Source organism: Paenibacillus terrisolis (assembly GCF_056171975.1).
Window position 1 is genome coordinate 1 of the sequence record NZ_JBKFGG010000005.1, and the last position, 21,367, is coordinate 21,367.

Consider the following 21,367-nt stretch of genomic DNA (forward strand, 5'->3'; position numbering starts at 1 on the left):
CATTTTTGGCACCTCTTCGTCTTATTAGATTCAATTATCTGTTTGACACTAAGAGATGTCCACTTTTTATTCTAGCTGCATTTATGGCCTTATTTCCACTGGGGAGGCCTCATTTTGCATGAATAGCACCGTTTTATGGCCTTATTTCTTCAAAGAGTTCCTTTTCCCCTTGATTTTGGACATTTTGCCGAAAATAGAGCCATTTTGTACCGCTATTTTCAGGAAAATGCGGTTTCGGAGCGAAATAAGGCCATTTTATACCGCTATTCAAGAAATCATTGGAGAAATCGCCAACTCAGCTGCGCACGAGCAATTCATCCTCAGTGCCGAGCCCACCGGCTGACTGAACCGCCGGCAAGGCCGGCCAGCACGCGGGTCTGAAAGCGGACCTGCGCGCCGTGCATCAAGGGCAACCGGAGCTTACGGCGTTTTAGACTTCGAAACTTGCCGAAATCCAGCTCGGAGATCGGATGGTTTTAGGATTGTGAATACGGTTGACTAGAGGTCAATGGTCATGGCTTACCAAGCCGCAATTTGGCCGTCCGTTCGCGGTTCGGTTCCTCCGGCGAGCACGCCGCCGTTCAGCCGCCAGATAATTTCACCCCGTCCGAAGGATCCGGAGCCTACGCTCCAATCGACTTGATGCCCTCTGCGGGCGAGCCCCTCCACGATATGCGGCGGAACCGTGTGTTCGAACGAAACGGATTTACCCTCAATCCATTGCCATCTTGGGGCGTCCAGTGCCGATTGAGGATTAAGTCCGAAGTCGATTGTGTTCATAATGACCTGAACATGGCCTTGAGGCTGCATATAACCTCCCATGACTCCAAACGGTCCGACGGGCGCGCCGTCTTTGGTGAGAAAACCCGGAATGATCGTATGATAAGGCCGTTTCCCCGGAGCAAGCCGGTTGGGATGGTGGGGCTCAAGGGTGAAGTTGTGCCCCCGGTTGTGCAGCGCAATGCCCGTCCCCGGAACAACGAGCCCCGATCCAAAACCCATGTAATTGCTTTGGATGTAGGAGATCATGTTGCCTTCACCGTCCGCCGCGCAGAGGTAGACCGTTCCTCCGCGATCCGGCTTGCCGCTGACGGGTTCGAGTGCCGTCCGGCCGATCAGCCGACGCCGTTCCTCCGCATAAGCCTCGGACAGGAGATCGCGGGCCGACAAGGACATGGCTGCCGGATCGGCTATGTAATTTTTGGCGTCGGCAAATGCCAGCTTCATCGCTTCGATTTGCTTATGGCAGGTTTCTACGCTGTCGCGCACATCAAATTCGAAGCCCTTTAAAATGTTCAGCGCCATCAGCGCGGCGATTCCTTGACCGTTCGGGGGAATCTCCCAGACGTCGTAGCCCCGGTACGAAATACCGATGGGCGATGTCCATTCCGGACGAAACGCCTCCAAGTCCGCTTTGCGGATATAACCGCCGTGCTCTTGCGAGAACCGGTCGATCCGTTCGGCAAGATCGCCGCGGTAGAAGGAGTCGGCTCCGGTCTCACCGATGGAGCGAAGCGTTGCGGCATGGTCGGGGAGACGGATTAGTTCGCCGATCCCCGGAGCTTTGCCTTCCGGGGCAAAGGTGTCAAACCACTCCGCGAATTCAGGCCCGGTGAGCTGCCGCTTATACAGCTCAAAGGCCCGTCCCCAATAGATGCCGGGAGACACCGGAAACCCTTCTTCGGCATATTGGGCTGCCGGACGCAGCGCCTCTGCGAGGGGAAGCTTCCCGAACCGCCGGGACAGCTCCGTCCATGCGGCGGGCGTTCCCGGGACGGTGACCGGGACGAAACCGTATTTCGGAATTTCCTTCAATCCGGCCTTTTCCAAGGCTTCGACGGAAATGCCCATCGGCGCCGGCCCGCTGGAATTGAGGCCATGAAGTTTGCCGTTTGTCCAAACCAAGGCAAAAGCGTCGCCGCCGATTCCGTTGGCGCTTGGTTCGACGACCGTAAGCGCGGCGGCAGTGGCGATCGCGGCGTCAATGGCGTTGCCGCCTTGACGAAGAATCGCAAGTCCGGCCTGAGCCGCCAGGGGCTGTGAGGCCGCGACCATGCCTTTGGCGGCGAAAACCGGCGTTCGCCGAGAAGGATACGGATAAGACAAGGAATCAAAATCCATGGATGTTCATTCCTTTCCTGTCTGTTTTAGGAATACTATACGACAAATGTCCGCCCGTGTCCTTACATCGTTCCATACTTTTTCCGGTAATGCCCCAGCGTCAGCAGCGGCCAGATGTACTTGTAGCTGTGGTAATGAACGTAAAAGTTGCCCGGAAGCCCCGCTCCGGTAGGGTAGACCGTCTCCCAGCCGTCCTCATGGAGCAAGGAGGCCAGCCGCAGCATACCGCGGTCGATTTCGGCCGTCGGCCGCGGATGCGCGGCGATCAGCGCGTCGAGCGCCCAGGCCGTTTGCGAAGGCGTGCTGGCTCCAAGAGGGACATACCGCTCCAGCCGGTCGCTGCGGCATGACTCTCCCCAGCCGCCATCCGGATTTTGCGCGCGAAGCAGCCAATCCGCCCCTTTTTGCACCGTCTCATGGTCATGGGGAATCCCGCAGGCTCTCATCCCTGTGAGTGCGGCCCACGTGCCGTAAATGTAACAGATTCCCCATCGGCCGTACCATGAGCCGTCTTTTTGCTGATGCTGAATGAGCCAGTTGGTCCCTCGGTCCACAAACGCATGTCTATGATCCAGTCCGGCAAAATGGCCAAGAAACTCCAAAGCCCGGCCCGTGAGATCCGCTTCCGATGGATCGGTTGCCGCCGATTTGGCGCCCTCGATCGCCAGCCAGGTGAGCATTTCCTTGTTGGCGTTCTTTTCAAAAGCAGGCCAGCCGCCGTCATCGTTTTGCATGGAGATCAGCCAGTTGAGACCGCGGTTCCAGGCTTCGAGGAAATCCGGATCTGCCGCAGCCAATCCGTGAATGGCCCGCAGCGCTGCCGTCGTGTCGTCCACGTCCGGAATGATCGTATTGGTGTCTGAGAATCCCCAGCCGCCCGGAGGAACATTCGGATTATGAATTTGCCAATCCCCGGCTTTATCGTGCTGCTTGCCGCGCAAATAAGCGGCGGCCCGCCGAATGGCTTCATGATCGCCGGCGGTTCCGGACTCCTGGAGGGCATAAGCGAGCAGCGCGGTATCCCACACGGTTGAGGGCGAGTTTTGAATCGTGATCTGTCCGCCGGCCTTGCAGCGCATGGCGGACAATCCGTCCGCCGCCTTGGCGATTAACGGATGCCGTCTGTCGTAACCGAGCGCAAGCAGGGCAAAAACCATCAGAACCGTACAACTCGCATAGGTGTACAGAGTTCCGTCCGGTTCGATCCGCTCCAGCATGAACTGTTCGGCTTTCTTTACAGCCGCTTCATGGATGCGCCGGGGCGAACCGATAAGCCGCCCGATCTCGGCCTGAATTCGCTCTAGCAGCTTTTGGCTGTCCGAGGGGAGCCGCTCCCGTTCTTCGTCATCGCTGCGACCATCGGCATAAAGACCGCTCAAATCCGGCGTCAGGGAATTGCGAACGGAAAAATTCCTGTCGGCCATGATTAGCAGAGGAACAAGGTGGATCCGGGAATACCCCGAGAAATCAAAAAAATTGAGCGGAAAAGAATTCGGCAGCAGCAGCATTTCGAGAGGGATGGATGAAATAGAGAGAGGCCATTTTCTTTGGCCGGTTGCGGCTAGAATCGTTTTGGTCAGCAGGCTGGAGGCATTGCCGATTCCGCCCCGGGACAAAATGTAATTCCGGGCCCGCCGAATCGCTTCATCCGTTTCCCGGCTGTACCCGGAATAAAGCAAAGCATAATAAGCTTCCACCGATGCGGACAAATTGCCGTCCTCTTCATCCGGGTACCATCTCCACCCTCCGTCCGGCTGTTGGGCCGCCAGAATCCGGTCATGCAGCGCATGGATCAGGTCTTCGTCTCCCTTTTGAATCGATCTGAAAAGAATAATGACGCCAGCGTCAAGGGTTGTTCCGTTCTCAAAACAAAATCGCCAGGTTCCGTCCGGTCGCTGGCACCGAAGCATCTCTCCGGTCAAAGCATCGATTTCCGCATTTACACGATCAAGAACTTGAACCATGTACCCGGTACCTCCACAGATATTTTCACCATTATATGAGGGTACATAAGGGGAAATGAGGAGCCAAGGTTATTTCGCGTGCTCAAACTTAATGTCAACGAAGCTTTCCTGCCCTTCCTTCACTTCAACGTACCGGGATACGGCCGGGAACGGGGGCGAAGAAACCATCAAGCTGTATTTCCCTGCAGGGAGACGGGGAAAGCGAAAAAAGCCATGTTCATCGGCGGACTCCGTTAGAAGCGTTACCCATGATATGTCCGTCAAATGTACGGCGACCCTGGTCAGATCTTCGTCCGATTCGGGAAGGTTGATCCGTCCGTGAATATTGCCGTAAAGAGGGGTGGGGGACGAGGAGGAACCCATCCATTTCGGAATAAGCGGTCCCAGCAGTTCCTTATCGGGCAGCGAGCCGCTAACCTGCTTTAAGACGGGAGAAGCTGCGACTTGCCGGTACACTTCCAGAGTCTCCGCAACCATGCCTTCGGGGGAAAAACGCCGATTTGCCGCTGCCTGCGCTTGCAGTCCAATCGTTAGCCGCCGTTCAGGGGCGTCCAGCAATGACGCCAACGCTTTGGCCAATCCGCGGCTGTCGCCGGGGGCGATCAATAAGCCGGTGCTTCCGGAGTCCACCATTTCTTCGATTCCGCCAACTCGGCTGGAGACGACCGGTTTTCCGGCCAACTGGCCCTCGATAACGGCAAACGGAAATGTATCGTGAATCGTCGGCAAGGCAACGATATCGGATTGGAGCAGAAGATTGGGCACGTCGTCTCGATATCCGAGGAAACGCACGTTTTGTCCCAGGCCCTTTTCCCGGGATAGATCCTCCAACTGCTTGCGGAGCACACCGTCCCCGATGATCCAACCTTCGAACCGAAAGCCCTGCTTCTGTAATATTTCAAATGCATCCAGCAAAAAAGAATGCCCCTTGATCGGCACCAACCGGGCGGGGCAAGCGATTATCGGTGCGATTCCCCGCGCTTTCGCCTTTGCGCCCCCGCTTTCAAATAACGGGCGGATGCCGTAAGGAATGATATGGGCATTGCCCACCGGAATTTGATCATCACGAAAGGTTTGCTTCAGCCAGCCGCAAGGAAAGATGACCGCGTCGGCACTGGCGGCGCTCATTTTTTCCTCTTGCAGAACATAGTCCATCTCGATTTCGGGTTTGGCCGGATCGTTTTGCCGCCATTCCCGGGTTTTGCTGTTATGGTAAGTGACGATAAGCGGGGTATGCGGAGGTTTTACCCGGGCAAGCGCGCGCGCAGAGATGATATCCTGGGCATGGATGATATCATATCCCGACAGGTCAAACTTCCGGACTGCGGCCTCATAGGTATAACGTTCGATTTCGCGCCATCGGATCCAGTCCGCAGCACGAGCGTAATTCTGCGCACTGAAGCGGTGCATTTGGGATTCTGCCCATAACCGTGCCGTTTGTTTATGGACGCTGCCTTCTTTCGAATGGTAGATTTCGGAGAGTCCGGGAGCATGCGCGATTAAATCGACCTGGTGCCCTAACTTTTCAAGCTCTTCCGACAGGACCTTGATATACATCGAACGCCCCCCGACCCGGGGGTAAGCAGAGTAGGTAGAAATGAGTATTTTCATCTGTCTGGGATCACCTCGATCCAAATCCATTTCTATATGAATATGCTAGAATTGTAGACTTGGACCGGGCTTATTCCGGGGCACGGCTTTATGCACCACAGTTTGCCGGTTTCATTTCCCGGCTGCGTTTAATATGTGCGTGAAAGTCACCGGCTTCTTGCCGTCCTTATAGGAGAAGGACAACTGGTCGCCGCTTCGTCCGCTATAATATAGATCATCGCTCAGGAACATGGAATCAGGATGCAGGAAAATAATTCTAAGGAATTAGACGCAATTCTCTCTTGAAAGGTTTCTGTCAAACCCTAAATGGCTGTCCGGTTTGTGTTATATTAAAGCTTAACGGACGTTATTAGCGAAAGGACAAGAACATGACAATGACGAAAAGACTATATTTCGATTCCGCCTATTTGACTGAGTGGCACACGAGGATCAGCCAAACTTTGGAACGGGAGGACGGGCAATACCTCATTCTTGAAGAGAGCGCCTTTTATCCGCATGGAGGCGGACAGCCTTGCGACGAGGGAAGCATTGGCGGAGTTCCCGTACTTGATGTGACCAGCGAGGAAGACGTGGTGCTGCATAAGGTAGAGCGTTTGCCCGAGGGACCCCTGGTTTCCTGCAAAGTCGAATGGAACCGCCGATTCGATCATATGCAGCAGCACAGCGGCCAGCATCTGCTGTCGGCCGTCTGCCGCAATTTATATGATGCGATGACCGTGAGTTTTCATCTGGGAGCGGATTATTGCTCGATTGATGTAGAGAAGCCGGAACTAAGCCCGGAAGAGCTGAACGCGCTTGAGCAAGAGGTGAACCGGCATATTTTCCTAAACCACCCGATCGTCAGTTATTTCGTGACGGGTGAAGAGGCGGGGAAGCTGCCGCTTGTCAAACAGCCGAAGGTCAGCGAGAACATTCGGATCGTCGAAATGAAAGACGTCGAATACAACGGATGCGGAGGGACGCATGTTTCGTCGACGGGTGAAATCGGGATCATTAAGCTGCTGAAATCCGAAAAGCAGAAGGGAAATACCCGGATTTATTTCAAATGCGGGAACCGCGCTCTTGCGGAATTCAATGAGAATCAGCGTATCCTGAACACCTTGTCGGTTAAGTTCAAGACGAGCAAGGACGGACTGATCGAGCGGATTGAAAAATGGGAGAGCGAACAGCTGCAGTTGCAGGCGGAGCTTACTAACCTTCAGGAACAAATCGACGAGTATGTTACGGCTGAGCTGCTGGAGAAGCGGGAGGGAAGCCTGATTGCGCATGTTTTTGCGGACAAGTCGCTAAAGGAAGCGCATAATCTGGCCGTCAGGCTCACCTCGGACCAAGATGGCGTCGTACTGTTCGCAACCATCCCGGATTGCAAGGTGATCTTGTCGCATAACGGCCGTTTTGATTTGGCCTGCGGAGCGTTTTACAAGGAGCATCTCGGCAAATTCGGCGGCAAAGGCGGAGGCAGCGACAAACAGGCGCAAGCAGGCTTTGGTGCCTGGGAGGACGCATTGGCTTTTTACGAATTTGTCAAACAATCTTTAAGTTAGGCGAAGCGGAACATTCAAAATAAACCTATTGAGCTTATGGCTTTCAGACCCTGACGTATCGGGTGACTGGAAGCTTTTTTTATGGCAATCCTTTTTTTCGGCCAAGCTTGACTTGGAGTTTGCTCCAAGGGGTATCATTCGATTATGACGTCATTCCCAACATCCTTAAGGAGAGAAAAAACGTGAACAAAACCTTTACGATTTCGGAGGCGGCCGAGTTAACCGGCCTGACTGCCGATACTCTTCGTTATTACGAAAAAATCGGGCTGCTGAGCTCCCCGGAGCGCGGAATCGGCGGCAGCCGAATGTACAGCGATCGGGACGTGGACAAAATCATGTTTCTCGCTTATCTGAAACGGACGCAGATGCCGCTGAAGAAAATCCAGCAGTATGTGCAGGCTTACGCGGAACAGGATGAGACGGCATGTTATGACTTGCTGGACGAGCACAAGGAATCGATTGAGATGCAAATTGAGGAATTAACGATGACCTTGAACCTGATTAAATACAAGCTGCAGCATTTTCAAGAAATCAAAAACGGCAAAAGAAAGGAAGAGTAAACGATGACTAACGATAAATTGCCTGAACAAACGCTTCAGGCTCCGATCCCGTCGGGGTTCGGCCCGCGTACAACGGCAAAAGAGGCGCTTGGAGACACGGATCTTAACGGCAAAATCGCCATTATTACCGGCGGATATTCCGGCCTCGGGCTTGAAACGGCCAAAACGCTGGCTGCGGCGGGAGCCCGTGTCATCATTCCGGTGCGTACGCCGGAAAAAGCGCGCGAGGCTGTGGCGATGATACCGGGCGCGGAGCTGGAGGAGTTGGACCTGCTGGATCCTTCGTCCATCGATGCGTTTGTGCAGCGTTTCCTGGCAACCGCCCGCCCGCTTCATATGCTGGTGAACAGCGCGGGCATCATGGCGGTGCCGAAAGGATTCGACAAGCGCGGATATGAGCTGCATTTCGCCACGAACCATTTGGGGCATTTTCAACTTGCCGTCCGGTTGTGGCCGGCTTTGAAAAAAGCGCAAGGCGCGCGGGTCGTCTCGGTTTCTTCGCTGGCCCATCGCTCTAGCGCCGTCGATTTTGGCGATCCCAATTATCGTGAACGAGAGTACGACAAATGGAAGGCCTACGGCCAATCGAAAACGGCCAACGCGTTGTTTGCGCTGGAGCTCGATCAAAGAGGCCGGGCCTATGGCGTCCGTGCGTTCTCCGTTCATCCGGGATCCATCGTTACGGATTTGTCCCGGCACCTGTCGGACGACGAAATGCGGGCCATGGGCGCTATGGATGATCAAGGGCTGCGGGTTTGGTCCGAGGTCAACGAGCTGCAGAAAACCGTCGCCGAGGGGGCGTCGACTATTGTTTGGTGCGCCGCAAGCCCGCAGCTTGAAGGCATGGGCGGCGTGTATTGCGAAAATGCGGATATCGCTAGGCTGGTGCCTGCCGATCATCAAGGTAAAAGCGGGGTATTCCCCTGGGCCGTCGATCGGGAAGCGGCAGAGAAGCTTTGGACGTTGAGCGAAAAACTGACCGGGGCCGTCTTTGAAATTTAACGGGCGATTGCCGAATTTGCTTCATAACAAGGAGCCATGGTGTGCGAAGACGTGATTCGCACGCTCATGGCTCCTTGTTTAATTCCCAAAGCTTTGGCATTTCTAACTTATTGCTCCGTAGGTTTCTTTTACAAAGTTTGCGGTTTTTTCGTTTTTAATTGTTATTTTTTTAACACTTTTAATTTTATTTAACCCTCTGTTTAATTTCCCCTAACTCTCTACTTACATCCAAGTTTTACACTTGCATAGTTAATAGGAAGTGAATTACATATCAGTCAAGAAAGGAGGCCGCTTCCATGAATGAACTGGAGAACGGGCTAAGCTTCCCGGCGAGCGGAGGCAAATCGTCTGCTTCCCGTCTGCGAAGCCAAAGTTCGACCGCTTCCTTAAAAAGGCTGAAGCTCCGGGAAAACGCGCTTGCGTATGCTTTCCTGGCGCCCTCGCTGCTGCTGTTTGGCGTATTTTTGTTTTATCCGCTGATCCGGTCGGTATATCTCAGCTTGCACAGCACGGATCCCACCGGACGCATCGCCGGATATGTCGGCCTGGATAACTTTGCCGAGTTGTTTTCTTCGGGATTATTTTTCAGCGGAATCAAGGTTACGGCGCTGTTTGCTCTATTAACGGTGCCAAGCGGCATGTTGCTTGCCCTGATCCTGGCGGTTCTCACCCATAACATGCTGAGGGGCAAGCGCTTGTTCCAGTTTGCCTTCTCGCTGCCGCTGGTATTGTCGGTCGGTTCCGCGGCGGTCATCTGGAAGTTCTTGTTCCATCCGACACTGGGCATGCTGAACTACTTGCTGGGACTTGCGGGGTTTGCCCCGGTTTCCTGGCTCGTGAACCCGGACACGGCGCTGCTGTCCATTTCTCTGATGACGGTTTGGATGAACCTGGGTTTTAACTACATCATGATGTCCAGCGGATTGCAGGGGATTCCGGACGAAATTTACGAAAGCGCCAAAATCGACGGGGCCGGGCCGATAACGCTGCTGCGCCGAATTACGCTCCCACTTTTGTCGCCAACCTTGTTCTTCATATTGGTCGTTTCGATCATCAGCGCCTTCCAATCGTTCGGGCAGATCAATATTTTAACTATGGGCGGGCCAATGAACCGTACGAATGTATTTGTGTACAGCATCTATCAGGAGGCGTTCATCAATTTCCGGTTCGGAACCGGGAGTGCCCAAGCGTTGCTGCTGTTCCTGGTCATCATGCTGCTTACGCTGATTCAGTTCAAGTGGGTGGAAAGGAAAGTCCATTACCAATGAAAAAGCTTACTTCCGGACAAGCCGTTGTTTACGCCGTGCTGATTGTTGCGGCGCTGCTGACGTTATATCCCGTGCTATACAGCTTTTTCATGTCCGTCATGAGTCCGGAGGAGGCAAGCTCTTATCCGCCTTCGATCATTCCGCACTCGCTGAATCCGGCGAACTTTAAGGAAGTGTTCGGAATTATTCCGATCGCGACCTTTATCGGCAACACGTTTCTCGTGTCCGCCGCGGTGACGGCGGGGCAGCTTGTTACGGCGAGCCTTGCGGCTTACGCTTTCGCCAAAATGGACTTTAAGGGCAAAGGACTGATGTTTGGTTTGTTTGTGGCTACGATGATGCTGCCTTGGGAAGTGACGATGATCCCGAATTATCTCACCGTCCGCAGTCTTAACTGGCTGGACTCGTATCAAGGACTCATCGTGCCGTTTTTGGCGACGGCGTTTGGCACGTTTTTGCTGCGCCAGTTTTTCCTGCAGTTACCGAAGGAATTGTTTGAAGCGGCCAAAATGGACGGTTGCGGACATACCCGCTATTTCCTGTTCCATGTGCTGCCGCTGTCGAGACCGGCGCTCGGAACGCTTGCCGTGTACTCTTTCCTGAATATGTACAACTCTTACTTATGGCCGCTGCTGATCACCAACAGTACGCCGATGCGTACGATACAAATCGGCATCTCGATGCTCGAATTTCAGGAAGCGACATCGTGGAACCTGGTTTTTGCCGGCATCACGCTTGCCATCTTGCCTTCCCTGCTGATGCTGATATTCGGGCTGAAGCAATTGGTCCGGGGAATGGCGGCGGGAGCGCTGAAGGGCTGAGGAGGTTCATTGACTATGGTTTTGGGCAACACAATCTATAATATAGAAGGAGAGAATTTATACGATGAAACGGTTTCGCTTCAAATCAAGTTTGGCTCTGGTAATGCTTACGCTAATGGTGGCCCTGGCGGGCTGCGGCGCGGGCGCAAATAACGGCTCGAACAACAGCGCAAGCGGCAATGCCGGCAATCCGCAAGGCAGCACTTCGGAACCGAGCGCAAACAGCGCAAGCGCAGCGGCTTCTCCGATCAAGATCACCTGGTGGCACTCCATGTCGGGCACCAACGAAAAGGCAATCAACGAGATCGTGTCCGACTTTAACGCAAGCCAGGACAAAATTCAAGTCGAAGCGGTGTTTCAGGGGAAATACGACGAAAGCCTGAACAAACTTAAAGCGTCGCTTGGTTCGAACAGCGGTCCGGATTTGATTCAGGTGTACGAGATTGGCAGCAAATTCATGATCGACTCCAAGGCGATTACGCCGGTTCAGCAGTTTATCGATCAGGACGGATTTGATTTGTCGGCGCTTGAGCCGAACATTACCCGTTATTACACGATCGACGGAAAACTGAACGCCATGCCTTTCAACACGTCCAACCCGATCCTCTACTACAACAAAGACGCGTTTAAAGCAGCGGGGCTGGACCCGGAAAATCCTCCGAAAACTTATGAGGACTTCGAGGCGGCCGCCAAGGCGCTTAGTAAAAACGGCAAGCCGGGCGCGGCGATTGCGATTTACGGATGGTTCATGGAGCAATTTTTCGCGAATCAAAACGTCGATTACGTCAACAACGGCAATGGCCGGGAGTCGGCTGCAACGGAATCGCTGCTGGCCTCGGACGCGGGCGTAAAGACGCTGGAATGGTGGAAAAAGATGGTGGATGAAAAAACAGTCGCCAACCTCGGACGGAATACGGATGATACCGACAATGCTTTTGCGGCCGGGCAAATCGCCATGACGCTGGATTCGACGGCGTCGCTGCGCAAGATCGTTGAAGCGGTGGGCGGCAAGTTTGAAGTCGGCACCGCGTTCCTGCCGAAGCCGGCCGCAGCGAAAGACGGTGGAGTCGTGGTCGGGGGCGCAAGCTTGTACATTATGAATAACAAATCGGAAGAACAGCAAAAAGCGGCGTGGGATTTCATCAAGTACGTAGCTTCGCCTGAAGCGCAAGCAAAATGGAGCGTAGCGACGGGATATTTCCCGATTACGAAAGCGGCCTACGATCAACAGGTGCTCAAGGACAACATGGCCAAATATCCGCAATTCCAAACGGCGGTGGATCAGTTGCACGCTTCCACCGAATCGACGGCAACATCGGGCGCGGTCATGGGCGTATTCCCGGAAGCGCGTCAAATCGTTGAAGGCGCCATCGAGGAAGCGCTGAACGGCCAAAAGCAGCCGAAAGCGGCGCTCGAAGACGCGGCCAAGCAAATTACCGACAAGATCGGTCAGTATAACGCCACGGTGCAAAAATAACGCGGGACGAACAAAAAGGGCGGAAGCCGGGTGATCCCGTTTTCCGCCCTTTTTCTATGTTAGGTGGCACGTAACTCTGCGCGGGTTCCCTAGAGGTCCATCTAACGGATTCAACATTCGTTATCGGCCTGATTTTACTCTGCAGTCCGTTCTAACGGACTCTAGAATCGTTATTCCAACAAATTGTCCCTCGCTATCCGGCTTTTCGCTCAAATAGCGTCATTACGATCCGTTAGAATAAATAAGCGTCATTTAGGAGCCGATAGCGTCATTTGAGTCCGTTAGCCGGACAAAAGTTGTTGCTTACCGCTTGTTTCCGGCCGCTAAATATGAAGCTGCCAACGGCTTAATACTATGAACGGCTTCATATAAAAATCGCTTTCGCTTCCTACCAATCGACCGCCGCTAACCGGGGTTCGCTTCGGATTACTCTGCCGAGCCAAAATCGGTCGAGACGCTAAGCTTTGCCCAGCGCTCCGTTTCGGCCAGACGCTGCTGATCGATCATACGGGCCAGTTGTACTGCATCGCTTCCCAACAGCAGCCGAAGCGGCGGATTTTCCTCGTTTGCGATCGTGATGATCGCTTGTGCTGCCTTATCCGGGTCGCCTGGCTGCTTGCCGGAGCCTTGGCGAATGAGTTCAAGCATGCTGCCGACCGTGTCCCGGTACTCCGCCCGCGGTTCGATGTGGCTCATCGACGTGCCCGCCCAGTCGGTACGAAAGCCGCCCGGCTCGATGATCGTCACTTTGATCCCCAGCGGAGCAACTTCCTTATCCAGCACCTCGGAGAAGCCTTCGACCGCCCATTTGGCTGCCTGGTAGGGGGCCAAACCCGGCGATCCGAGGCGTCCGCCTATCGAGGAGAACTGCATGATGTGTCCGGAACCCTGTTCTCTGAGAATGGGCAATGCCGCTTTGGTAACGTTAATGACTCCCCACAAATTCGTTTCGATCTGCGCGCGGAAATCTTCAAAGGAAGTTTCTTCGATAGACGAAATGTTTCCGTATCCGGCATTATTCACAAGCACATCCAGCCGGCCAAAAGCTTCGATGGCCGACCGAACCGCGGTCTTGGCCTGCTCCTGGTCGGTAACGTCGAGCGCGACGGTCCGAACCCGGTCGCCATAGCGTTCGGCAAGGTCCGCAAGTTGTTCCGGTCTACGAGCCGTAGCGACCAGTTGATCGCCTTTGGCCAAAACCGCTTCGGCCAGACTGCGCCCGAACCCGCGCGAGCTGCCGGTAATAAGCCATACTTTTGACATTGTGGATCTCTCCTTTGTATTTTGGAATATTTGTTCCAACGTTCTCATCATAAATCAGACGTCGGATGAAAGTCAAGAAATTTTGGAATGTATGTTCTAGTTGAACAAAGAAAAACCGATTAATAACGGTATAAAACAAATGAAAATATCAATAATATAGAATGTATATTCCAAATTGTTGACGAAACCGGCCGGCAAATATTAAAGTGGTTTTAATGAGGTGTGTAGGATGAGCAAACGCGAAGATATTTTGAAAGCCACACTGGATTTGATCGACGAGGAAGGCCTGCAATCCGTGACCTTCGCTAAGATCTTCAAACGGGCCCAGGTGGGTTCGGGAACGTTATTTAACTATTTCTCCAGCAAGGAAGAGCTGGTTAACGAAGTGTATCGGCAAGCCCGCATTCATATGGCGGACAGTCTGCTGATCGGTTACGATCCGGAAGCAAGCCTATACGAAAGATACAAGCGCATTCAACTGAACCGAATCCGGTTCGCCGTCGATTTTTCCAAGGAGTTTTTGTTTATCGACAGCTATTCGTATTCCCCGTACATCACGCCCGAGCTGCGCAATATGGATGACGGAGGAAGCGGCCGGGAAGCCCTGAACGTCATCATTGAAGGTCAAAAGCAGGGAATCCTCAAAGAGATGGAACCGCATTTCTGTCATCAGATCATACATGGGATGATCGCATCGGTCGTCAAAGGCTATCTGATCGGAAAGTATCCGCTCGACGAGCTTCATATTCAGCAAACGATCGAAGCTTGCTGGAAAGCCGTAAAGTTGTAACCGGGGATTCATTTGTAATTCGGGTGATAAGCCGGGGCAGGTCAAATTAATAGAGGGTGCGTCAAAAGTCATCATAGATGACCTTTGACGCACCCTAAAAAACGTATCATAGCAGCAGAGAAGAAGAGCCCTGCCGGATCGCTGCCAGATACCGGATCGGCTTCGAGGGTTTGCGTTGGAACAAATGGACTGCTCTACTCTGGTCAACGACGTCCCCCAACGCCGCATTCCTCCCTCCGAGATTTTAAATAGAAGTCTTTTACGGCCTTATTCCACTGAAAAGGTCTCATTCTGAAAGAATAGCGCCGTTATATGGCGTTATTATTTGAAAATCTCCATTTCCCCCTCGGTTTTTGGACATCCTGCCGAAAATAGGGCCATTTTTCACCGCTATTTTCAAGAAAATGCGATTTCGGAGTGAAATAAAGCCATTTTATACCGTTATTCGAGAAATTTCCGTTTATTATATCCAGGCAAACAAAAATTGATTGAAGATGATCTGCGAGCCCGCGATACCCCTATGCATGGCGTTTATTTTGCGGGCGCCGCCATTTTAGGTTTGGAGAACAGCTTCCATCTTACCCAGACCGTGTTGAACAGCAGCAGAACGCCGGATATGATGAATAACCCTTCGATCCCGATATAACCGGACAGAAAACCGCCTATCAGAGCGCCAAGCATGTTCCCCAAAGCCAGCGTGCTGCTGTTGAAGCCAAACGCCCGGCTTTCCATGCCGTCGGGGGTGTAAGAGCGGATCAAAGCGTTCACGCTTGGCAGTAAACCTCCCATGAAGACACCCATCAGGAAGCGGATGATGATCAACTGCCAGACCGTATGTACGAAAGCTTGAGGAATCAGCGTGGCCGCCGCCCCGATCAGGCAATAGGTCAAAATGCGATGCGCGCCGACCTTATCGCTGACCCGCCCCAGCACGGGCGAAGTCACCATGTTGGACATGCCGGTAACGGCGCTGACGAATCCGGCCCAAAAGGGTACGTCCGCCGCGGCTCCGTGCAGCTTCTCGACATACAGCGGGAGCAGCGACATCGGGCTGAGCATGGCGAACTGCAGCAGAAACGTTACGGCAAACAACGCGGTCAGCTGCGGGGTTTTGTTCAACTGGAGAAAACCTTGGATCACGGAAATTTGCGGCTTATGGGCGGCTTTCTCGCGGTCGAACTTTTCCCGTACGAACAATAGGGCGAGCAGAGAAGCCAGGAATAATAAACTGCCTGTAATGTAAAAAATAGGGCGGAAACCTACCCACTCGGCCAGTAAGCCTCCGATAAGCGGACCAAGGATCGTGCCGGCGACGTTGCCGGACTGAATGGTTCCCATGGCGAAGCCCATGCGTTCCTTGGGGGCGGTCCCCGAAATCAGGGCCACCGAGGCGGGATTAAAGCCCGAAATCGTCCCGTTTAGCAGCCGCAGCGCCAGCAGATGCCACGGCTGCGTCGCGAAGCCCATCAGCGAAATGACGATGGCCATGCCAAAACCCGAGCGCAGCAGCATGATCTTCCGGCCGTATTTGTCGGAGAGCTTGCCCCAAATCGGCTGGAACACGAATGAGGTGGCGAAGTTCGCCGCGAAAATCATGCCCGCCCAAAGTCCGATGGCCCGATCGCCGTGGACATGCAGATCCCTGGCAAGGTAAAGGGAGAGGAATGGAGTGATCATCGTCATTCCTGCGTTTACAAAAAACTGTCCGAACCAAAGCACCAGGAGATTGATTTTCCAAGTCCTCAAAGTGCTTTCACTTCCTTTCGCAGGTCTCGGTTGAAAACAACGTCATTTAAGTATAGCACAATACGCAAAATCAATTCGGCAGGCAATGTCATATGATTGTCAAGGATCGGTCTTCAGGGTGGTTGTTACTTGGTATTAAAAAATGCATAATGTTAATTAGAATAATTACAATATTGGAGGCGTAACTATATGGCTTATAATGACCGGTTTATTCATGCCTGTCAGAGGCACGAGGTAGACCGACTTCCGGTTTGGTACATGCGCCAGGCGGGTCGATACGATCCCGAATACCGGAAAATCAAGGAAAAGTACAGCCTTCTGGAAATTAGCCGCCAGCCCGAGTTGGCCGCCGAAATAACGATGATGCCGGTTCGCAAATTAGGCGTGGACGCGGCCATTTTATATTCCGATATTATGAATCCGGTTGCTTCGCTGGGCGTCGATTTCGACATCGTCAAAAATATTGGCCCCGTCATCGCCGAACCGATTCGAACGGCCGCGGATATCGACCGGCTGAAACCGATCGACGTAGAAGGGGATTTGCCGCATATTTTGGAAACGATCCGCATTTTGGACCGCGAGCTGGACGTTCCGCTGATCACGTTTGCGGGAGCGCCGTTTACGATTGCCAGTTATCTGATTGAAGGACACCCCTCAAAAAGCTATATCCGCACCAAAACGATGATGTACAGTGAACCCGAGTTGTGGCGGAAGCTTATGGACAAACTGGGAGATATGGTTATCGCTTATTTGCGGGCCCATGTCCAAAACGGAGGCAAAGCGTTCCAACTGTTTGACAGCTGGGTCGGAGCGCTTGCTCCCAAAGACTTCGAACGTTACGTCCTTCCGACGATTGTTCGTATTTTTGCCGAGCTTCAGGATTTGAATGTGCCAAAAATCTATTTTCCCGGGGTAAGTTCCGGCGAGCTGCTACCGGTCTTGTCCGGTCTTAAGGCAGATGTGATCGGGCTGGACTGGCGCGTGTCGATTGAAGAAGGACGGCGGCGGACAGGCGGCAAGTTTGCGGTACAGGGTAACCTTGACCCCTATGTACTGACAGCCCCCATGAACGTCATTCGGGAACAGGCCAAGAGCATTATCGACGAGGGTATCCGGTCTCCGGGGTTCATTTTCAACCTAGGGCACGGGTTATTTCCGGAGGCATCGATCGATAAGCTCCGCGAGTTGACGGAATACATTCACGACTATTCGGCGGAGGCCATTCGCAAGCAAGCCGTGCTGCATTCGTAAACGTAAAAAGAATCGAGAGGTGAACGGATTGAAAACCAAGATTGGCGTATTGGTGATGTCCTACGGCACACCGGAAAGCATGGATCAAGTGGAAGCTTACTATACCCATATCCGTCACGGCCATCCGCCGGCGGAAGCGCAGCTGGCGGAACTTAAAGGACGGTATGAGGCGATTGTCGGCGGGGTGTTCCCGCTGCGCGCCAATACCGATAACCAGGTGGCCGCTTTGCAAACGACGCTGAACCGTTTGAACGAGGGGAGTGCCAGGGAGTTTGTTTGCTATCAGGGGCTGAAGCACGCCCATCCGTTTATCGAAGACGGCGTGAACCAAATGGCTGCGGACGGTATCCGCGAGGCGGTTGGCATCGTACTTGCCCCGCATTACTCGGCGATGAGCATCGGCGGCTACATCAAGCGGGCGGAAGCGAAAGCCAAGGAAGCAGGGATTGCGATGAGCTTCGTTGAGAGCTATCATTTGCAGCCCAAGCTGATCGAGGCGTTATCGGAACGCGTTTCCCGCAAGCTGGATCTCTTTGAGGAGGCCGGTGCCGACAGAAGCAAGGTGAGAGTTCTTTTCAGCGCGCACAGCCTGCCGGAGAAAATTTTGCAGATGGGCGATCCGTATCGGGAGCAGCTTCTTGAGACTTCAAGAGCGGTCGCCGAGAAGACGGGAGTTACATCCTGGCAGTTTACCTGGCAAAGCGCCGGACGGACCGCGGAGCCATGGCTTGGCCCCGACATCTTGGAAACGCTTCGCGACTTAAGCCGCGAGCAGGTCGAAGATGTCCTGGTGGCCCCGGTCGGTTTCGTCTCGGATCATCTTGAGGTGCTGTATGACCTCGACATCGAGGCCAAAACGATTGCCAAAGAGCTGGATATGCGCCTGGAGCGCATCGAATCGCTGAATTCCGACCCGCTGTATATGGAGGCATTAAGCGATTGCGTGATGAAAAAATGTGAAAAGGGATGAGCGGGCATGAGTGATTCAAATCGTAAGATAGCGATTATCGGCGGGGGATTGACCGGGCTCAGCGCAGCGTTTTACATTCGCAAATTTTACCGGGAGAAAGGCTTGGCGCCGCAAATTACGATCCTGGAAAAATCGAAGGTTATGGGCGGTAAAATCGAGACCCTGCATCGCGACGGATTCGTCATCGAAAAAGGGCCGGACTCCTTTCTGGCCCGGAAAACGGCAATGACCGACCTGGCGCGGGAAATCGGACTTGACGAGGAACTGGTATCGATGAACCCGGATGCCAAGAAAACCTACATCGTCAGCGGCGGAGAATTGCACCCGATGCCATCCGGTCTGGTGCTTGGGATTCCTACGGAGCTTGGTCCGTTCATGAAAAGCGGTCTGGTCTCATGGCCGGGAAAAGCCCGGGCCATGCTGGATTTCGTGCTGCCTCCGCGCAGAAGCGCCGAAGATGAATCGCTGGGTGCTTTGATCGAGCGCCGCCTAGGCACGGAAGTGCTGCAAAAGATGACCGAACCGCTGCTTGCCGGCATTTATGCGGGAGATATGTACAAAATCAGCCTGCAATCCACCTTCCCGCAATTCGGCGAGCTGGAGCGGACTTACGGCAGCCTGATCAAAGGCATGATGACCGGCAAAAAGCCGATGGAAACTCATACGGGAACCAAACGCAGCGCTTTCCTGACCTTCCGCCGCGGCCTGCAAAGCCTGGTGATCGGGCTCGTCCGCGAGCTTTCCGATGTGGAGCAGCGCCTCGAAACGGAGGTTACCGGACTGCGCCGTTTAGGACAGGATACTTACGAAATTTCGCTTGCTTCAGGTGAAAAGCTCGAGGCCGACGATGTGATCGTAACGACTCCCGCGTTTGCCGCCGCCGAGCTGCTCCGCCCGCATACGGATGTCAGCGCGCTGGACGCGATTAATTACGTATCGGTGGCTAATGTCGTGCTCGCTTTTGACCGGAAAGATGTGAGCGGCCTGTTCGACGGCTCCGGGTTCCTGGTGCCGAAAGAGGAAGGCATGAACATTACCGCCTGCACCTGGACCGGAATCAAGTGGCTGCACACGAGCCCCGAAGATAAAATGCTGCTGCGCTGCTATGTTGGGCGCTCCGGCAACGAGAAGAACGTGTTTGTTTCCGACGAAGAACTTACGGAACTGGTGCTTAAGGACCTGCACAAGCTGATGAACATTACGGCCAGGCCGCTGTTCTCGGAAATCACCCGGCTTGCCAAATCGATGCCCCAATATCCGGTTCACCATTTGCGGCAAATCGCCGAATTCCGCCGCGGTCTCGAAGCTTCGCTGCCGGGCTTGTACGCCACAGGCGCGGCGTTCGAAGGCGTAGGCTTGCCGGACTGCATCAAGATGGCCAAGGAGCTAGCCGAAACGTTGGCTTCGAAGGTAAAAGTCGCGGCGCACTGATTCTTTTATGCAAATTCATCGCAATAGGACTTCAAGGCCCCTTTCCTGCAAAATAGGCGAGGGGTTCTATTTATTTCGGAATCCCTGATATAATAAAATCAATACGGTCAAATATCGTTAAAAGGAGTCCGTAATGTATCCGCCAAGATCCGAGAAACACAAACAGAAAAAACAAGACAAACAGCGGCGCCAAACCCGCGTTTGGATCATTGTCAATGTGGTGCTCATCGCACTGATTCTTTTAATGGGCACATATTTTTACTTACAGGAAAAATTTCCGCAGAGCAGTCAGGGCGGGAGCAAGGTTCAGACTCCGGCCGGTTCTGACGGCGCTATTGAAGAACAACCCGAAAGTAATTCCGGAAATGCCGGAAATGCCGGCTCCCTTCCGGCGGATGATTCGTCTGCCGGTCATGAATCCCAGGGAACGGACGTCGGCCTGGCGAATCAACCGGGGGAATCCGATTCGCCAACGGATAAGGATGCCCTGCTGATTCATTTTGCAGGGGATACGCTTTTTTCCGGAAAAGTGTCCGACAAGCTGGCCAAAACCGGATATGACTATCCGTATCAATATGTTCGCAATCTGTTTCAGAATGACGATTTAAGCGTGCTGAACCTGGAAACTCCGGTAACGGACCGGGGGGATGCAGCCGAGAACAAAACTTATGTTTTTAAGTCCTCGCCCAAGGCGCTCGCCCCCATGGCCAAGGCCGGAGTCGACGCGGTGAATTTGGCGAATAACCATGTCCTCGATCAGGGCACGGTTGGCCTGCTCGATACGATGGCGCATCTGAGGCAAAATCACATCGGGTATTTCGGCGCCGGCCGGAACAGCAAGGAAGCGTATGCTCCCGTCCTGCTGGAACGTAAAGGCATCCGAATCGCATTATTCGGCTTCAGCCGGGTGATCCCGGAGCCGAGCTGGGTTGCGGGCAAGAATAAGGCCGGCGTGGCCTCCGCTTACGTTCCCGATCCGGCGTTGAAAGCCATCCGGGAAGCCCGCAAAACCGCCGATCTCGTGCTTGTGGTCGCTCACTGGGGCAAAGAGCGTACGGCCACGCTGGAAGGGCATCAGACCGAACTGGCGCACGCTTTTATCGACGCGGGGGCGGACCTTGTTGTCGGCGGACACCCGCATGTGATGCAGGGAATTGAAAGGTATAAAGGAAAATGGATTGCTTACAGCACGGGAAATTTCATTTTCACCAAATCCAATGATCCGAAAACTTGGGAAACGGCCGTATTTTCCGCCAGATGCACCCGCCAGGGGGATTGCAGCCTGAAGCTTATTCCTTACCGCACGGAACTCGGTCAGCCGATTCCGATGGAACCGGAACAGGGACGGAAGCTGCTGAAAGAGGTTGAGAGCTTTTCGCATGGCGTGAAGATCGGCAGTTCCGGCGAAGTGACCGCCGTTACCGGGAAACCGACCGGCAACGGATCTTCCGTCGCATCCGAACCGATGGAAGGTCAGGACGATTCGGATGCGGTTTCGGATCTCGAAGATCGGGCTTCAACCGCCGGCATGCTGTAAAATATAGAAAA

The 21,367-nt window shown here is 53.7% G+C and carries 17 protein-coding genes; 12 read left to right on the forward strand and 5 right to left on the reverse strand.

What is annotated here, in order from left to right; translation table 11 throughout:
* The first annotated feature begins 118 nt into the window (after positions 1-118).
* Positions 119-343 carry a hypothetical protein gene (locus ACI48K_RS05360; RefSeq protein WP_475026518.1) on the forward strand — a complete coding sequence of 75 codons (225 nt, stop codon included), beginning with the start codon at positions 119-121 and terminating at the stop codon, positions 341-343.
* Between the two features lie 176 nt (positions 344-519).
* On the opposite strand, the gene ACI48K_RS05365 is transcribed toward ACI48K_RS05360, so the two are convergent.
* The 3 genes from ACI48K_RS05365 to ACI48K_RS05375 form a co-directional block, all read right to left on the reverse strand.
* A complete protein-coding gene (locus tag ACI48K_RS05365) occupies positions 520-2,121 on the reverse strand; it encodes a gamma-glutamyltransferase family protein (RefSeq protein ID WP_475026519.1) in 1,602 nt (533 codons plus the stop codon).
* 62 nt (positions 2,122-2,183) lie between these two features.
* Positions 2,184-4,085: a squalene--hopene cyclase gene (gene shc / locus ACI48K_RS05370; protein WP_475026520.1), complete on the reverse strand. Its 1,902-nt coding sequence runs from the start codon at positions 4,083-4,085 to the stop codon at positions 2,184-2,186.
* Positions 4,086-4,154: 69 nt separating this feature from the next.
* Entirely contained in the window at positions 4,155-5,726 is a 1,572-nt protein-coding gene (locus ACI48K_RS05375; RefSeq protein WP_475026521.1) for a glycosyltransferase, read from the reverse strand.
* A 344-nt stretch (positions 5,727-6,070) separates the two neighbouring features.
* Between ACI48K_RS05375 and ACI48K_RS05380 the strand changes: the two genes are divergently transcribed.
* The 6 genes from ACI48K_RS05380 to ACI48K_RS05405 all read left to right on the forward strand — a co-directional run bounded on the left by ACI48K_RS05380 (position 6,071) and on the right by ACI48K_RS05405 (position 12,368).
* On the forward strand, positions 6,071-7,240 hold the full coding sequence (locus tag ACI48K_RS05380) for a hydrolase (protein WP_475026522.1): 1,170 nt from the start codon (positions 6,071-6,073) through the stop codon (positions 7,238-7,240).
* 182 nt (positions 7,241-7,422) lie between these two features.
* Positions 7,423-7,800, forward strand: a complete 378-nt coding sequence (locus ACI48K_RS05385; RefSeq protein ID WP_475026523.1) for a MerR family transcriptional regulator — start codon at positions 7,423-7,425, stop codon at positions 7,798-7,800.
* Between the two features lie 3 nt (positions 7,801-7,803).
* Complete coding sequence (locus tag ACI48K_RS05390; RefSeq protein ID WP_475026524.1) at positions 7,804-8,802, forward strand: oxidoreductase; 999 nt, start codon at positions 7,804-7,806, stop codon at positions 8,800-8,802.
* Positions 8,803-9,098: 296 nt separating this feature from the next.
* On the forward strand, positions 9,099-10,070 hold the full coding sequence (locus tag ACI48K_RS05395) for a carbohydrate ABC transporter permease (RefSeq protein ID WP_475026525.1): 972 nt from the start codon (positions 9,099-9,101) through the stop codon (positions 10,068-10,070).
* The gene (locus ACI48K_RS05400; protein WP_475026526.1) at positions 10,067-10,891 is read left to right on the forward strand and encodes a carbohydrate ABC transporter permease; all 825 of its coding nucleotides are present in this window, start codon (positions 10,067-10,069) and stop codon (positions 10,889-10,891) included. Before ACI48K_RS05395 ends, ACI48K_RS05400 begins: the two co-directional genes overlap by 4 nt.
* A gap of 64 nt (positions 10,892-10,955) precedes the next feature.
* Positions 10,956-12,368 carry an ABC transporter substrate-binding protein gene (locus ACI48K_RS05405; protein WP_475026527.1) on the forward strand — a complete coding sequence of 471 codons (1,413 nt, stop codon included), beginning with the start codon at positions 10,956-10,958 and terminating at the stop codon, positions 12,366-12,368.
* A 426-nt stretch (positions 12,369-12,794) separates the two neighbouring features.
* Here ACI48K_RS05405 and ACI48K_RS05410 read toward each other — a convergent pair whose 3' ends face one another.
* Positions 12,795-13,631 carry an oxidoreductase gene (locus ACI48K_RS05410; RefSeq protein WP_475026528.1) on the reverse strand — a complete coding sequence of 279 codons (837 nt, stop codon included), beginning with the start codon at positions 13,629-13,631 and terminating at the stop codon, positions 12,795-12,797.
* A 229-nt stretch (positions 13,632-13,860) separates the two neighbouring features.
* Here ACI48K_RS05410 and ACI48K_RS05415 point away from each other — a divergent pair, with 229 nt between their 5' ends.
* The gene (locus ACI48K_RS05415) at positions 13,861-14,421 is read left to right on the forward strand and encodes a TetR/AcrR family transcriptional regulator (protein ID WP_475026529.1); all 561 of its coding nucleotides are present in this window, start codon (positions 13,861-13,863) and stop codon (positions 14,419-14,421) included.
* A gap of 531 nt (positions 14,422-14,952) precedes the next feature.
* On the opposite strand, the gene ACI48K_RS05420 is transcribed toward ACI48K_RS05415, so the two are convergent.
* Complete coding sequence (locus ACI48K_RS05420; RefSeq protein ID WP_475026530.1) at positions 14,953-16,167, reverse strand: MFS transporter; 1,215 nt, start codon at positions 16,165-16,167, stop codon at positions 14,953-14,955.
* A gap of 189 nt (positions 16,168-16,356) precedes the next feature.
* Here ACI48K_RS05420 and hemE point away from each other — a divergent pair, with 189 nt between their 5' ends.
* From hemE to ACI48K_RS05440, 4 genes are all read left to right on the forward strand, one after another.
* Positions 16,357-17,418, forward strand: coding sequence for a uroporphyrinogen decarboxylase (gene hemE / locus ACI48K_RS05425; protein WP_475026531.1), 1,062 nt, complete (start codon positions 16,357-16,359; stop codon positions 17,416-17,418).
* Between the two features lie 28 nt (positions 17,419-17,446).
* Positions 17,447-18,388 (forward strand): ferrochelatase, encoded by a 942-nt coding sequence (hemH, locus tag ACI48K_RS05430; protein WP_475026532.1) that lies wholly within the window; start codon positions 17,447-17,449, stop codon positions 18,386-18,388.
* Between the two features lie 6 nt (positions 18,389-18,394).
* Positions 18,395-19,819 (forward strand): protoporphyrinogen oxidase, encoded by a 1,425-nt coding sequence (hemG, locus tag ACI48K_RS05435; protein ID WP_475026533.1) that lies wholly within the window; start codon positions 18,395-18,397, stop codon positions 19,817-19,819.
* Between the two features lie 133 nt (positions 19,820-19,952).
* Positions 19,953-21,356, forward strand: coding sequence for a CapA family protein (locus ACI48K_RS05440; RefSeq protein ID WP_475026534.1), 1,404 nt, complete (start codon positions 19,953-19,955; stop codon positions 21,354-21,356).
* Positions 21,357-21,367 lie beyond the last annotated feature (11 nt).